The organism is uncultured Alistipes sp., from assembly GCF_949296715.1.
Classification (GTDB): domain Bacteria; phylum Bacteroidota; class Bacteroidia; order Bacteroidales; family Rikenellaceae; genus Alistipes.
This window is the reverse complement of record NZ_CASFQD010000024.1, coordinates 26,951-40,241: the sequence shown is the minus strand read 5'-3', so window position 1 is coordinate 40,241 and position 13,291 is coordinate 26,951. Positions and strand designations below refer to the sequence as shown.

The 13,291-nt window shown below is 62.8% G+C and carries 12 protein-coding genes; 4 read left to right on the top strand and 8 right to left on the bottom strand.

The genetic code is table 11. The annotated features are described in order from the left end of the window. The 5 genes from Q1Y33_RS03615 to trkA form a co-directional block, all read right to left on the bottom strand. On the bottom strand, positions 1-699 hold a 699-nt coding region (locus Q1Y33_RS03615; protein WP_300798357.1), incomplete at its 3' end, for a MerR family transcriptional regulator. Between the two features lie 7 nt (positions 700-706). Beyond that, a complete protein-coding gene (locus tag Q1Y33_RS03610; protein ID WP_300798354.1) occupies positions 707-2,245 on the bottom strand; it encodes an rRNA cytosine-C5-methylase in 1,539 nt (512 codons plus the stop codon). A gap of 3 nt (positions 2,246-2,248) precedes the next feature. Beyond that, a complete protein-coding gene (locus Q1Y33_RS03605; protein ID WP_300798352.1) occupies positions 2,249-2,863 on the bottom strand; it encodes a deoxynucleoside kinase in 615 nt (204 codons plus the stop codon). A gap of 27 nt (positions 2,864-2,890) precedes the next feature. After that, complete coding sequence (locus tag Q1Y33_RS03600) at positions 2,891-4,384, bottom strand: GH3 auxin-responsive promoter family protein (protein ID WP_300798350.1); 1,494 nt, start codon at positions 4,382-4,384, stop codon at positions 2,891-2,893. 8 nt (positions 4,385-4,392) lie between these two features. Next, complete coding sequence (gene trkA, locus Q1Y33_RS03595; RefSeq protein WP_300798348.1) at positions 4,393-5,733, bottom strand: Trk system potassium transporter TrkA; 1,341 nt, start codon at positions 5,731-5,733, stop codon at positions 4,393-4,395. 131 nt (positions 5,734-5,864) lie between these two features. On the opposite strand from trkA, the gene Q1Y33_RS03590 reads away from it, so the two are divergent. Next, positions 5,865-6,125, top strand: a complete 261-nt coding sequence (locus tag Q1Y33_RS03590) for a hypothetical protein (protein WP_300798346.1) — start codon at positions 5,865-5,867, stop codon at positions 6,123-6,125. A gap of 129 nt (positions 6,126-6,254) precedes the next feature. On the opposite strand, the gene Q1Y33_RS03585 is transcribed toward Q1Y33_RS03590, so the two are convergent. Then, a complete protein-coding gene (locus Q1Y33_RS03585) occupies positions 6,255-7,100 on the bottom strand; it encodes a 3'(2'),5'-bisphosphate nucleotidase CysQ (protein ID WP_300798344.1) in 846 nt (281 codons plus the stop codon). A gap of 419 nt (positions 7,101-7,519) precedes the next feature. Between Q1Y33_RS03585 and rplU the strand changes: the two genes are divergently transcribed. The 3 genes from rplU to Q1Y33_RS03570 all read left to right on the top strand — a co-directional run bounded on the left by rplU (position 7,520) and on the right by Q1Y33_RS03570 (position 8,789). Next, a complete protein-coding gene (gene rplU, locus Q1Y33_RS03580) occupies positions 7,520-7,831 on the top strand; it encodes a 50S ribosomal protein L21 (protein ID WP_300798342.1) in 312 nt (103 codons plus the stop codon). Positions 7,832-7,851: 20 nt separating this feature from the next. Further along, positions 7,852-8,112, top strand: coding sequence for a 50S ribosomal protein L27 (gene rpmA / locus Q1Y33_RS03575; protein ID WP_295906901.1), 261 nt, complete (start codon positions 7,852-7,854; stop codon positions 8,110-8,112). Between the two features lie 428 nt (positions 8,113-8,540). Further along, complete coding sequence (locus tag Q1Y33_RS03570) at positions 8,541-8,789, top strand: helix-turn-helix transcriptional regulator (RefSeq protein ID WP_300798339.1); 249 nt, start codon at positions 8,541-8,543, stop codon at positions 8,787-8,789. Between the two features lie 187 nt (positions 8,790-8,976). On the opposite strand, the gene Q1Y33_RS03565 is transcribed toward Q1Y33_RS03570, so the two are convergent. Together Q1Y33_RS03565 and nifJ are read right to left on the bottom strand one after the other, a co-directional pair. Continuing rightward, positions 8,977-9,396, bottom strand: coding sequence for an META domain-containing protein (locus Q1Y33_RS03565; RefSeq protein ID WP_300798338.1), 420 nt, complete (start codon positions 9,394-9,396; stop codon positions 8,977-8,979). Positions 9,397-9,734: 338 nt separating this feature from the next. Beyond that, the gene (gene nifJ / locus Q1Y33_RS03560; protein WP_300798337.1) at positions 9,735-13,277 is read right to left on the bottom strand and encodes a pyruvate:ferredoxin (flavodoxin) oxidoreductase; all 3,543 of its coding nucleotides are present in this window, start codon (positions 13,275-13,277) and stop codon (positions 9,735-9,737) included. Positions 13,278-13,291 lie beyond the last annotated feature (14 nt).

Below are 13,291 nucleotides of genomic sequence, written 5' to 3'. Positions count from 1 at the left end.
CTCCTCCTTCTTGCCGCGGCGCGGGCGGCGCGTCGGGCGGCGTGCGGGCGCCACTCCGTCCGGAGCGTCGGCAGCGGGCGCCTCCCCGTCCGTCTGTTCGACGATCTTCACCACGGCCTTGCGGCGCGGCGCGGCAACCGGAACCTCCGCGGCAGACGCTTCGGCAACAGCCACTTCAACAGCCGGAGTTTCCGCGGCAGGCATTCCGTCAACAGCCACCTCAACAACCGGGGCCTCCGCGGCAGGCATTTCATCAGCAGCCACCTCAACAACCGGGGGCTCCGCGGCGGGCATTTCGGCAACGGCTTCCGCAACGGGCATCTCCGCAACGCCTTCGTCCGAATCCTCGATCTCGACGACCTCGCCCTCTCCGGCCTTGAGGTCCTCGCGCACCTCGACCAGCAGCGCCCGGATGCGCTGCAGCCGCTCCATGAGTTCGGCATCGCGGCTCACGCCCTTGTCGGCACGCCGGCTCCGCAGCGCCTTGCGCGCCCCGTCGAGCGTCATGCCGCGCTCCTTGACCAGGTGGTAGATCAGCTTCAGGTTCTCGACGTCCTGCGGCGTGAAGAGCCGGTTCCCCTTCTTGTTGCGCTTGGGACGCAACACGGGAAACTGCGACTCCCAGTGGCGCAGCAACGAGGGCTTGACATCGAACATCTCGGACACCTCGCCCATCGAATAGTACAGTTTCTCGGCCATATACCTATTATTTCATTATAATCCGCAACGAATTGGGATACATGTTGTTCACCCGGGCACCGATCCGCTTGGCGAATCCCAGCGCACGCCCCCGCGCACAGATGAGGTTCACCCCCTCGGCCAGCCCCTGCGCGGCAATCTCCTGCCGCCGCAGGTAGCGCAGCGCCTCCTCGTCGCCGAGTTCCGCGACGGGCAGCGCCCCGCGTTCGAGCCCCGCAAAGAGCGCCAGCGCCCCGTCGGGCTTGAGGCGTCCCTTGAAAATCTGCCCCAATGCCACACCCGAACAAATCACGGGCACGGCATCGGAGAGCTGTTTCACGGCTCCGGCCTGCGCGGCGTACCAGGCATAGCACGTCCCGGCCACCTCGCCGAAGCGCATCTGTTCCGGTTCGCGGAGCCAGCGCGACAGTTCGGCCGCCGACGCCCGGTCCACGGCCGAGATGACGCTCCGCCGCGCCTTCGGCACGCGCATCCGTCCCCCGGCATCGGGCGCCTTGCACGCCACGGCGGCGAAGAAGCCCTCGCCGCGCGCCCGGTGGGGATAGAAGCGGAAGGTGCGGAACACCCCCACCCTGCCGCAGACGACGCCCCAGGCATCGTCCATCGCCACCTCCGGGGCCTCGGCCAGCTCCCCGCCGGCCCATGCCGCCAGCCGTTCGAGCGACCCTTCGTCCTCGTCGCGGTTGAACGTGCAGGTGCTGTAGAGGAGCGTCCCTCCGGGCCGGAGCGCGCGCCACGCCTCGCGCAGGATGTCGTCCTGCCGCGCGGCGCACATCCGCACGTTGCCCTCGCTCCACTCGGCGCGGGCTTCTTCGTCCTTGCGGAACATCCCTTCGCCCGAGCAGGGAGCGTCCACGGCCACCACGTCGAACCACGCCTCGAAGTCGCACACCGTGCGCGGCTCGCAGCAGGTCACGGCCACGTTGCCCGTCCCCCACTTGCGGACATTGTCCGCGAGCACCTGCGCCCGGCGACGGTCGATCTCGTTGGCGACGACCAGCCCCTCCGTCCCGACGAGCGAGGCGTAGAGCGTCGTCTTGCCGCCCGGCGCGGCGCAGAGGTCCAGCACACGGGCACCGCGCAGCGCATCACCGCCGAGCAGCCGCCCGACAACCTGCGACGAGGCCTCCTGCACGTAGTAGGCCCCGGCGTGGAAGTCGCTGTCGAGCGTGAAGAGCGGCCGCGCGGCGAGGTACCACCCCGCGTCGCTCCACGGCACCCGCTCCGTCGCGCCGAGACGCCGCAGCAGCCCGGCGGCAGCGTCGCCGCATGCCCCGGCACTCCCGTCCGCAGCGGACGCCCCGGGAATCCGGCTGCCGGCATCTTCCGCGGCACACGCCCCGGAAATCCGACCCGCGGCACCTTCCGCGACATCTTCCGCGGCACACACGCCGGGAATCGGCCCGGCACACGCCGCCGCGCACTTGGCGGGATTCAGGCGAATGCTGACGGGCGACGGCGTGTCGAGCGCCGCGCAGAGCGCGCGGCCTTCGGCCTCCCCCAGGTCGCGCAGGAGCCGTTCGACGAATCGTGCAGGCAGTTCCATCCGTTATCGTTTCGCGGCCTGAATCGCATCCAGCCGGGCGCAGATGCGCTCCATCACGGCCGGATCGGAGAAGTCCTCGTGGTCCTTGTCGACGACGAGCACCTCGCCCTCGTAGATGTGGTCGATCCAGTGGTTGTATTTGTCGTTGAGCCGCTGAAGGTACGACTCGTCGATATTCATCTCGTACTCGCGGCCCCGCTTGCGTATCTGCGAGATAAGCGTCGGAATGTCGGCCTTGAGGTAGATCAGCAGGTCGGGCTGCGGAATAAGCTCCGTGACCAGCCGAAAGATCTTCATGTAGGTCTCGATGTCGCGCGAGGTCATCAACCCCATCTCGTGGAGGTTCTCGGCGAAGATGTGCGCATCCTCGTAGATCGTGCGGTCCTGGAAGATCGCCCCCTCGCGGCTGTCGGCCAGCATGTCCATCGTCTGCTGGATGCGGCTGCCGAGGAAGCTGATCTGCAGGTGGAACGACCAGCGGTTCATGTCCTCGTAGAAGTCCCCGATGTAAGGGTTGTCGCACTCCTCGAGGTAGGCCTTGGCGTGGTAACGCTCGGTCAGAAGCTGGGTCAGCGTCGTCTTGCCGCTCCCGATATTTCCTGCAATGGCTATGTACATGGCATCAAGATTTTGTACTGTTCACTCTCACTTGTTCTCCGTCCGCACGCCCCGGCGCTCCGCCGCAAAGGCAAGCATGTCGTCCGCCACGCGGCGGTCGTTCATCAGCCGCGGCACCTTGTTCTTGCCCCGGCTGCGCATCCACTCGAAGAGCGTGCCCCGCTCCACGACCGTCATGTGCTGCCGCTCGAGCGTCGTCTGCCGCTTGGCGTCGTAGTCCGAATTGACGGTCCGCAGCGCCCGGTCGAGCGCGTCGGCAAAGCGCCCGCGGTCGTCCGGCTCGCGGTCGAACTCCACGATCCACTCGTGCGCCCCGCGCTCGCGCAGCGACATGTAGCACGGTGCGACGGAGTACTCCGCAACGACGGCACCCGTGAGGCGGCACGCCTCGGCAAGGGCCCGGTCGGCGTTGTCGACGATCAGCTCCTCGCCGAAGACGTTGATATATTGGCGTGTGCGCCCGGCAAAGCGGATGCGGTAGGGGTTCGTCGAGGTGAACTCCACCGTATCGCCGATCTCGTAGCGCCACAGTCCGTTGTTCGACGTGATGACCACGGCATAAACCTTGCCGCACTCCACCCCCTCGAGCGGCACAATCCGGTCGCCGTCGCGGAACTCGAAGAAGATGCCGTAGTCGAGCATCAGCAGCATGTCGTCGCGCGAGGGGTCGTCGGCCAGCGCGAAGAAACCCTCCGAGGCGTTGTAGGTCTCCATGTAGTGCATGTCGTCCGACGGGATCAGCTCGCGGAACGACGCCCGGTAGGGGGCGAACTCCACGCCGCCGTGGGCGAACATCTCCAGATCGGGCCACACCTCCAGCAGGTTCCGCTTGCCCGTATATTCCAGTACGCGGCGCATGAGCGCCAGGTTCCACGACGGCACCCCGGCAAAGGCGGTGATGCGCTCGCCGACGCATTCGCGGCAGATGGCGTCGGCCTTCTGCCAGAAGTCCGGGATGATGGCCGTCTCGATGCGCGGGGCGCGGAACCAGCCGCTCCAGAAGGTCGTCTCGTGGATAAGCAGCGCCGAGAGGTCACCCACCAGGTTGCCTCCCTCGCGCGTGCACGAGCCGCCGAGCGTCAGCGTCTTGCCATCGAAGACGTGCGAGCGGGGGTAGTTGGCCGCATAGACCGTCGCCACGTCGCGCATGCCCAGCGTATGGTTCCACCACAGCGACTCCATCGTCACGGGAATGTACTTGCTGCGGTCGGAAGTCGTGCCCGACGAACGGGCGAAGAGCGTCACGCGCCCCGGGGCCGTCACGTTGCGCACCCCCTCGCGCATCCGCTCGATGTAGGGCTTGAAGGTCTCGTAGTCGAAGGTCCCGACCGCCGACTGGAACTGCTCGACCGTATGCACGTGCCGCAGTCCGTAGCGCTCGCCGAACTCCGTGCGGCGTCCGCGGCGGAGCAGCCGCTGCAGCATACGCTCCTGCGTCCGGGCGGGATGGCGGCGGAAGCGGTCGATGGCGCGCTCGCGCTGCGAGAACCACGCCTTGAACAGGGTATTTCGGATCGACATGGGCGCTGTCAGTTGAAGTAGTATCCGACCTTCCCGACCGACCCCGGCATGGCGAAGACCACGACGCGGTCATAGGGGTTGACCTCCATGTTCCCGACGGCGATGAGCACCTTGTCGCCGCGCACGATGCCGCCGATGATCGCATCCTCGGGCAGCCCCAGATCCTTGATCCGGACCTTCGTAGCCGGGGAGTTGGGCTTGACGATGAACTCCAGCACCTCGGCATCGCTGCCCGTCAGGCACTTGATCGCCTGCACGTCGGTCGACATCGTGAAGCGGAAGATGTTCGACGCCGTGACGAGCTTCTTGTTGACGATCGTGTCGATACCGATCGACTCGGCCAGGTTGATGTAGTTGAGGTTCTCGACCTCGGCGATCACCTTCTTGACGCCCATGCGCTTGGCCAGCATCGCCGCGAGGATGTTCGTCTCGCTGCGCCCCGTCACGGCGACGAAGGCGTCCATGTTCGAGAGCCCCTCCTCCATCATGGCGTCGGTGTTGCGGCCGTCCTCGTTGATGATGAGCGTCTTGTCGAGCATCTCGGCCAGCCGGTAGGCCTTGTCGGCATTGTAGTCCACCAGTTTGATGTTGACCTCGTCCTGCATCTCCGTGGCGATGCGGATGCCGATGCGCGAGCCGCCGAGGATCATCATGTTCTTGATCTCGATGTTCGACTGCCCGGAGAACTCCATCACCTCGTGCACGGCGTCCTGCCGTGCGATGACGTAGATCATGTCGCCCTCCATGTAGTGTTCGTCCTTGCGCGGGATGATCGTCTGCCCGCCGCGCGTGATGGCCACCGTGCGGTAGCTCAACGGCGCCTCGTCCTCGTCGAAGCCCGCCAGCGGCTGCCCGACGAGCGAGGAGGTCGGCTCCAGACGGAAGACCACGAGCGAGAGCTTGCCGCTCGAGAAGTCGACATACTCCGTCGTCGAGGTGTGTCCCAGCAGGTTGATGACCTCGCGGGCCGCCACCTTCTCGGGATAGAACAGGTAGTCGATGCCCATGTCGATGAACATCTCCTTGTTGTTGGGTTCGAGGTATTCGTTGTTGTCGATGCGGGCGATCGACTTGCGCGCCCCGAGTTTCTTGGCCAGCATCGCCGCGACGATGTTGTCGTTCTCCTCGTGGTTGACGGCGATGAAGAGGTCGCACTTGCGCACGGCGGCCTTGCGCAGCACGGCAAAGGTCGTCGAATCGCCCTCGACGCAGATGACGTCGGCCAGGCTGCCCACCTCGGAGAGGAGTTTCTGGTCGGCGTCGATCACGGTGATGTCGTGGCCGTTTCCGCTCAACATCCGGGCCAGGTGGCTGCCCATCTCACCTGCACCCGCTATCACGATTTTCATGGTTTCCGTTTGTATTTGGTCCCGGGGAAGCGCCGTACCGATGCGCCCGGGCAACATTTTTGCAATTTAACTTACAAATGTATACATTTGTCCCCGAAAGCCCAAATTTACGGGAGTAAAAATCGAATATCATGCCAGGCTGGTTAATCGTCATTCTCTGCGCCGTCGCGGCCGTCGCGCTGTTCGTCGTCGGCATGTCGCTGACGCTGATCTTCAAGGGTCACCACATCGATTCGGAGATCTCCACCAACAAGAACATGCAGCGGCTCGGCATCAAGTGCGCCGTGCAGGAGACGCGCGAAGCGGACGACACGGCCGAGTGCTCCGAAGGGAGCTCGCCGCTCGCGGGCTGCACGGGCAACTGCAGCGCCTGCGACATCGAGCACAAGTAGCCGCACACACAAGTGTCGGCACGAGCCCCGCCGACAGGAAAAGCCCCGGCCGGACATCCGTCCGCCGGGGCATGTCGTTTCGTCCCGTCGCCCTGTCAGCACCGACACCGGCTCCAACACCGGCTCCGGTTACAGCTTGCAGTACTTCGACCGGCAGTGGAACCACGGATTGCGCAGGTCGGCCTCGTTGTAGCGCAGCACGCCGTCGTCGGGCAGCGTGCGCGTCGAGCCCCCCGCTTCGGCGAGGATCAGCTCCCCGGCGGCCGTATCCCACTCGTAGGTCTGCGTCGTGCGGACGTAATAGTCGATGCGGCCCTCGGCCAGCAGGCAGAACTTGTAGGAGCTGCCCTGCTCGACAACCTCCAGGTCGGGATGGGCTGCGCGCAGGCGCGCGATGTATTCGTGCGTCTCGGGCGTCTGGTGCGACCGCGACACGGCGACGCGCAGGTGGTCGTGCCCGGCCTCCGAGGCCAGCGGCAGCGGCGTCCAGTCGCCGACGATCTGCTCGTAGGTATATTCGGCCGCGGCATCCGGTGCGACATGCTCCTTGAGATATGCGCCCGAATCGCGCCCCGCGACGTACATCTTCTCGAAATAGGGGACGTAGATCACCGCCCCCATGCAGACGTTGTTCTCCATGAGCGCGATGTTGACCGTAAATTCGTTGTTGCCCTTGATGAACTCCACGGTGCCGTCCAGCGGATCGACCAGCCAGTAGAGCTCCCAGTTGCGGCGCTCGTCGTAGAGCATCTCGCGCCCCTCCTCGCTCAAAATGGGAATGCGCGTCGGCCCGAGGTACTCGCGGATGGTCTTGTGGGCCACGCGGTCGGCCAGCGTAATGGGTGTCCGGTCGTTCTTGAGGCTTATGTCGTAATCGTCCCGATTCTTGTATACGTGCATGATGGCGGCTCCGGCCCTGACTGCCGCGTTGAACAGGGGCGGCAGCAGATACATCCTCACCTTGTCGTTGATCATCGTATCGCGCTTTTTATTGAGGTCACTGCTTTTGACAGGCATAAAGATAAGGAGAATTTATGAGACTGTGAAATTTTTAACACCCAATTTGCCCTGCCCGTCCGTCCGGCCCCGCTCCGTACAGTATCCGCGGCAGAACCCCGCAGGGCGTCGCCGCATCCCTATTCCGCAGCATGCCAGCCAAATGCGGCGGCACCCCGCAGGCAGACCGGAAGCCACACGGCAGCCGGCGCCGCGGCTCCGGAGCCGAAAAAGAACAACAACACCGACAAAAAAGAGGTGCGGCGGCGTCCGCACCCCGCCCAAAACCGTGCCAGAGGGCGCCCAGGGGAAAAATTTTCGACGGGATGTTGTTTATAAGATAATTATGCGTATATTTGCACTCCGAATTATGTTTCAATACATAACCAACAAGTTAAATGTACGTTATAGTAGAGATCGCAGGTCAGCAGTTCAAGGCTGAAAAAGGTCGGAAACTTTATGTTCACCGTCTCCAGGGCGAAGAGAATTCGTCCGTAAGTTTCGACAAAGTCCTGCTCACAGACAACGACGGTCAGGTCAAAGTCGGCGCACCTGTAGTTGAAGGCGCCACGGTAAAGTGCAAGATTCTGAAGCACCTGAAGGACGACAAGGTCCTGGTCTTCAAGAAGAAGCGCAGAACGGGATACCAGAAGTGCAACGGCCATCGCCAGGCACTGACGCAGGTTCTCGTGGAAGAAATCGTTGCATAAACCTTTAAAACCGAAAAGACATGGCACACAAGAAAGGTGTAGGTAGTTCGAAGAACGGCCGTGAGTCGGAAAGCAAGCGACTCGGCATCAAATTGTTCGGCGGTCAGTTCGCAAAGGCGGGCAACATCATCGTCCGTCAGCGCGGCACGGTTCACAACGCCGGTGAGAACGTCGGCATGGGTAAGGATCACACGCTGTTCGCACTTGTCGACGGAACCGTCGAGTTCTGCAAGAAGAGCGAAGGCAGATCCTACGTGAGCGTTACGCCGTTGAGCGAATAAACGACTCCGACAAACGATAAAAGCGGTTTTCCAATGGAAAACCGCTTTTTGTTTCGATCCGCCGCACCGGCGAAGAACGCCGCCGGAACGGCACCGCCTTCTGAACCTTTGAACTCCCCGGCATCCCGCCCCGCCGGCGCCGCACCGATATCTCCAATCGGCGGCACCTCTGCGGCAAGGGAGCTCTGCCCGACACAGGGCATAAAAAAACGGGACGGCGGCCACACGCGGACTTCCGAAGAGGTCCGTTAACCGTGACGCCTCTTTCTGCCGCCGTCCCGAACGATATGCGGGACTCTCACCCGCAGGTATCACCCACACGACCGGGATTTGCATTCCGGTCATACCCATTGTACAAATATACGCATTTTTTCGTCACTGACACGACCGTCGGCGAAAAATACCCCAATATTGCTGTACTTTGTTATATGAAACGGGAAAGACACAATGACAAGGTTGTTGGCGAGGTAATCGCACGACTCAAGCAGTTGCGTCGGGATCACGGACTTTCCCAAATGGACGTCTACATCGACACGGACATCAACATCGCCCGCATCGAATCGGGGCGAGGCAACATGTCGATCTCCACACTGGCCGACCTGTGCGACTACTACCAGATCACATTGGAAGAGTTCTTCCGCATGGAGATCATGCATGACCCGCAGGAGGTATCCTGACCCGGGTCCGGACAAAAGAGCGAACTCCCCGCCGCATGGCAGGGAGTTCGCTCTTTTCGGACCGCACCATGCGGACGGCCGCCTCACCGGCCGATATCCGGGCGGCAGAGAACCTCCGCCCCCGCGGAGCGGCCGGAGCCAGCCGGAACGTCCATCATGCCGGAACGCGCGCCGCCGCTGCGGAACGTCACTTCGCCGCAGGCTCCACGGCGCGGAAAGACGCCAGCGCACGGTCGCCGTCGTAGAGCGTCAGTTCGCCGTCCTTGATTCCGTAACAGGTTACCAGATCGAGCATCCGCACGAAGGCATCCTCGTACTGCATGTCGGGACAGGCCATACGGGTCATGCCGAGATTCCTCATGGTCAGCGTCCGCCCGTCGAGCGTGTACTTGCCGAAGAAACGGTTGCAATTGGTGCGGCCGGCGACCAGCGTGTCGGCGGCATCGAAGAGCAGGGTGAACGAATCGGGCTCCGCCTCGATCACGGAGGCCGGAACCAACTCCATCGAGGTCAGTTTCCAGGTCGTGTCCTCCAGCGTGAGGTCGTGCGACCCGCCGCAGGCGGTCATCGCAAGGAGCAGCGCGGCGGCTGCAAAAAACTTTTTCATACGGTAAAATAAGGTTAACGGATTTATAAACGCATTCCATCCGGCATCCGAACAAAACGCGCACCAAAGTTACGCATTCCGCCCCGATCCGCCAATTTCATCCGGGAATTTCTTTCCACCGGTCATCAGACCGTCCATGCCCGATTCGTACCGCGGCTCTGCTTATCTCCGACTGATACACCCTTCCTCCGCCAATCATCATTTCACCTTTCACCTTTCACCTTTTACTTTTCACCTTTCACCTTTCACTCTCCTCCCCCTCTCCCATTGCCTGCCGAAAAGAGAAGCCGCGGTCCCTTTCCGGAGCCACGGCTTCTCACAATCGTATCTCAAAGGGATCAATACTCCATCTTCGAGAGGCGGACATAGCCGTTGTAGCGCCACTTGGCGTTCTCCTCGGCTGCCACGAAGAGCTCCTCGGCCTCGGCCGGGAATGCCTTTTGGAGCGAGGTGTAACGCACCTCCTTCATCAGGAAGTCGCGGAACTTCGACCAGTCGGGCTCCTTCGAGTCGAGGACAAAGGGATTCTTGCCCTGCTGCTCGAGCTGCGGGTTGTAGTGCCACAGGTGCCAGTAGCCGCAAGCCACGGCCTCCTTGCCCACGGTCTGCGTGCGGGTCATGCCGCCCTTGATGCCGTGGTTGATACACGGAGCGTAGGCGATCACGAGCGACGGTCCGGGATAGGCCTCGGCCTCCTTCAGCACGTTGAAGAGCTGCTGCTGCGAAGCGCCGATCGAAACCTGGGCCACGTAGACATAGCCGTAGGTCATGGCCATGGCGCCGAGGTCCTTCTTGCGGATGCGCTTGCCGCTCGACGCGAACTTCGCAACGGCACCCACGGGCGTCGACTTCGACGACTGGCCGCCGGTGTTGGAGTATACCTCGGTATCAACGACGAGGATGTTGACATCCTGACCCGAAGCCAGCACGTGGTCCACACCGCCGTAGCCGATGTCGTAGCCCCAGCCGTCGCCGCCGATGATCCACTGCGACTTCTTGACGAGCCAGTCCTTGTGCTCGAGAATCTTCTTGCAGTAGTCACAGCCGCAGGCCTCCATCATCGGGACGAGACGCTCGGTCACCTCGGCCGATTTCGACGACGAGCCGCGGTTGGCGATCCACTCCTTCATCACGCCCTTGAGATCCTCGGAGCACTTGGTGCAGTTGGCAATGGCCTCCTCCATCGTAGCCTGGATGCGGTCGCGGAGCTTCTCCACGCCGATGTGCATACCCAGACCGAACTCGGCATTGTCCTCGAAGAGCGAGTTGGCCCATGCGGGACCCTGACCCTTCTCGTTGGTGCAGTAGGGCGTCGAGGGGGCCGAACCCGAGTAGATCGACGTACAGCCCGTTGCATTGGCAACCATCATCTTGTCGCCGAAGAGCTGCGAAATGGCCTTGATGTAGGGCGTCTCGCCGCAGCCGGCGCAGGCACCCGAGAACTCGAAGAGCGGCTGTGCGAACTGGAGGTTCTTGACCGTCTTGGTCTTGTCGACCACCTGCTTGTAACCGATGTTCTTCGTGATGTAGTCCCAGTTCTTCTGCTGCGGGAGCTGCTCCTCGAGCGGACGCATCTCGAGCGCCTTCTCCTTGGCGGGGCAGACATCGACGCAGTTGTTGCAGCCCGTACAGTCGAGCGGCGAAACCTGGATGCGGAACTTGTACTCCTTCGTCTCGCCCAGGCCCTGCTTCCATTCGACACCCGATGCGGCGGCCTCGGCCTCCGTAGCGAGGAACGGACGAATCACGGCGTGCGGGCAGACATAGGCGCACTGGTTGCACTGGATACAGTTCTCAATCTTCCAGACGGGAACCTTCACGGCGATGCCGCGCTTCTCGTAGGCTGCCGTGCCGTTCTCCCACGTGCCGTCCTCGCGGCCGTTGAAGGCCGAAACGGGCAGGTCATCGCCCTTCAGGCCGTTGATCGGCTCGACGATCTTGCGGACGAACTCCGGAGCGGCGGCGTTCGAGACGTGCTCGAAGCCCTTGTCCTCGATCGAAGCCCACTCGGCCGGCACGTCGATCTTCACGACGGCGCTGCCGCCGGCATCCACGGCCGCATAGTTCATGTTGACGATATCCTCGCCCTTCTTTCCGTAGGACTTCAGGATGGCGTGCTTCATCTCCTCGACGGCCTTCTCGAACGGAATGACGTTGGCGATCTTGAAGAAGGCCGACTGCATGATGGTGTTCGTGCGCGAACCCAGACCCAGCTCGGCGGCGATCTTCGTGGCGTTGATGATATAGAAGTTGATCTTGTTCTTGGCGATGTAGGCCTTCATGTGGTCGGGCAGCGTCGCGCAGGTCGTCTCGGCGTCGTGTACCGAGTTCAGCAGGAACGAACCGCCGGCCTTCAGACCCTTCAGCACGTCGTACTTGTCGACATACGAAGGTACGTGGCAGGCCACGAAGTCGGGCGTGGTCACCAGGTAGGGCGAGGTGATGGGCAGGTCGCCGAAGCGCAGGTGCGACGAGGTGTAGCCGCCCGACTTCTTCGAGTCGTAGGAGAAGTAGGCCTGGCAGTACTTGTTCGTCGAACCGCCGATGATCTTGATCGAGTTCTTGTTGGCACCCACCGTACCGTCGGCGCCCAGACCGAAGAAGAGGGCCTCGAACGTGCCGGGCTTGGCCAGCGAGATCTCCTCGCCGACGGGCAGCGAACGGAACGTCACGTCGTCGTTGATACCCACGGTAAACTGGTTCCTGGGCTCGGCGAGCTTGAGGTTCTCGAAGACGGCCAGCATCTGTGCGGGCGTCGTATCCTTCGACGAGAGACCGTAGCGGCCGCCGATTATGAGCGGCATCTGGCCGCAGGGCAGCGTCTTGGCCGTAGCGAAGGCCTCCACGACGTCGAGATAGAGCGGGTCGCCGTTGGCTCCGGGCTCCTTCGTGCGGTCGAGCACGCAGATGCGCTTCACGCTGGCGGGCAGCACGGCCAGGAGGTACTTGACCGAGAAGGGACGGTAGAGGTGTACGGTGATGACGCCGACCTTCTCGCCCTTGGCGCGCAGGTAGTCGACCGTCTCCTTGATGGTCTCCGTCACGGAACCCATGGCCACGAGGATGTGCTCGGCCTCGGGATCGCCGTAGTAGACGAACGGCTTGTAGTCGCGGCCGGTGATCTCCGAAATCCGGGCCATCGTGTCGGCCACCATGTCGGGAATCGCATCGTAGAACTTGTTGGCGGCCTCACGCGTCTGGAAGTAGATGTCGGGGTTCTGGGCCGTACCGCGCGTCACGGGGTGTTCGGGATTGAGGGCGCGGGCGCGGAACTCCTTGAGGGCGTCGCGGTCGAGCATCGCCGTGAGGGCAGCCTCGTCGATGAGCTCGATCTTCTGAATCTCGTGCGACGTGCGGAAACCGTCGAAGAAGTGCAGGAACGGCACGCGGGCCTTCAGCGCCACGAGGTGTGCGACGCCTGCGAGGTCCATGACCTCCTGTACGGACGAGGTGGCGAGCATGGCGAAGCCCGTCTGACGGGTGGCCATGACGTCCTGATGGTCGCCGAAGATCGACAGCGACTGTGCGGCCAGCGCACGCGCCGAAACATGGAAGACGCCCGGGAGCAGCTCGCCGGCGATCGTGTACATGTTGGGGATCATCAGCAGCAGACCCTGCGACGCGGTGAACGTCGAGGTGAGGGCACCGCTCTGCAGCGAGCCGTGCACGGCGCCTGCGGCACCGGCCTCCGACTGCATTTCGACGACCTTCACCGTCTCGCCGAAGATGTTTTTGCGGCCCTGGGCGGCCCACTCGTCCACGAGTTCGGCCATCGTCGAGGAAGGCGTGATGGGATAGATGGCTGCAACCTCCGAGAACATGTAAGCCACATGGGCCGCAGCGTAGTTACCATCACAGGTGATAAATTTCTTTTCTGCCATTGTAGTTGAAATTT

Coding starts and splice junctions, on each gene's coding strand:
- Q1Y33_RS03610 (WP_300798354.1), bottom strand. CDS start 2,245: ATGGAACTGCCTGCACGATTCGTCGAACGGCTCCTGCGCGACCTGGGG.
- nifJ (WP_300798337.1), bottom strand. CDS start 13,277: ATGGCAGAAAAGAAATTTATCACCTGTGATGGTAACTACGCTGCGGCC.
- Q1Y33_RS03590 (WP_300798346.1), top strand. CDS start 5,865: ATGCCAGGCTGGTTAATCGTCATTCTCTGCGCCGTCGCGGCCGTCGCG.
- Q1Y33_RS03600 (WP_300798350.1), bottom strand. CDS start 4,384: ATGTCGATCCGAAATACCCTGTTCAAGGCGTGGTTCTCGCAGCGCGAG.
- rpmA (WP_295906901.1), top strand. CDS start 7,852: ATGGCACACAAGAAAGGTGTAGGTAGTTCGAAGAACGGCCGTGAGTCG.
- Q1Y33_RS03565 (WP_300798338.1), bottom strand. CDS start 9,396: ATGAAAAAGTTTTTTGCAGCCGCCGCGCTGCTCCTTGCGATGACCGCC.
- Q1Y33_RS03605 (WP_300798352.1), bottom strand. CDS start 2,863: ATGTACATAGCCATTGCAGGAAATATCGGGAGCGGCAAGACGACGCTG.
- trkA (WP_300798348.1), bottom strand. CDS start 5,733: ATGAAAATCGTGATAGCGGGTGCAGGTGAGATGGGCAGCCACCTGGCC.
- rplU (WP_300798342.1), top strand. CDS start 7,520: ATGTACGTTATAGTAGAGATCGCAGGTCAGCAGTTCAAGGCTGAAAAA.
- Q1Y33_RS03585 (WP_300798344.1), bottom strand. CDS start 7,100: ATGATCAACGACAAGGTGAGGATGTATCTGCTGCCGCCCCTGTTCAAC.
- Q1Y33_RS03570 (WP_300798339.1), top strand. CDS start 8,541: ATGAAACGGGAAAGACACAATGACAAGGTTGTTGGCGAGGTAATCGCA.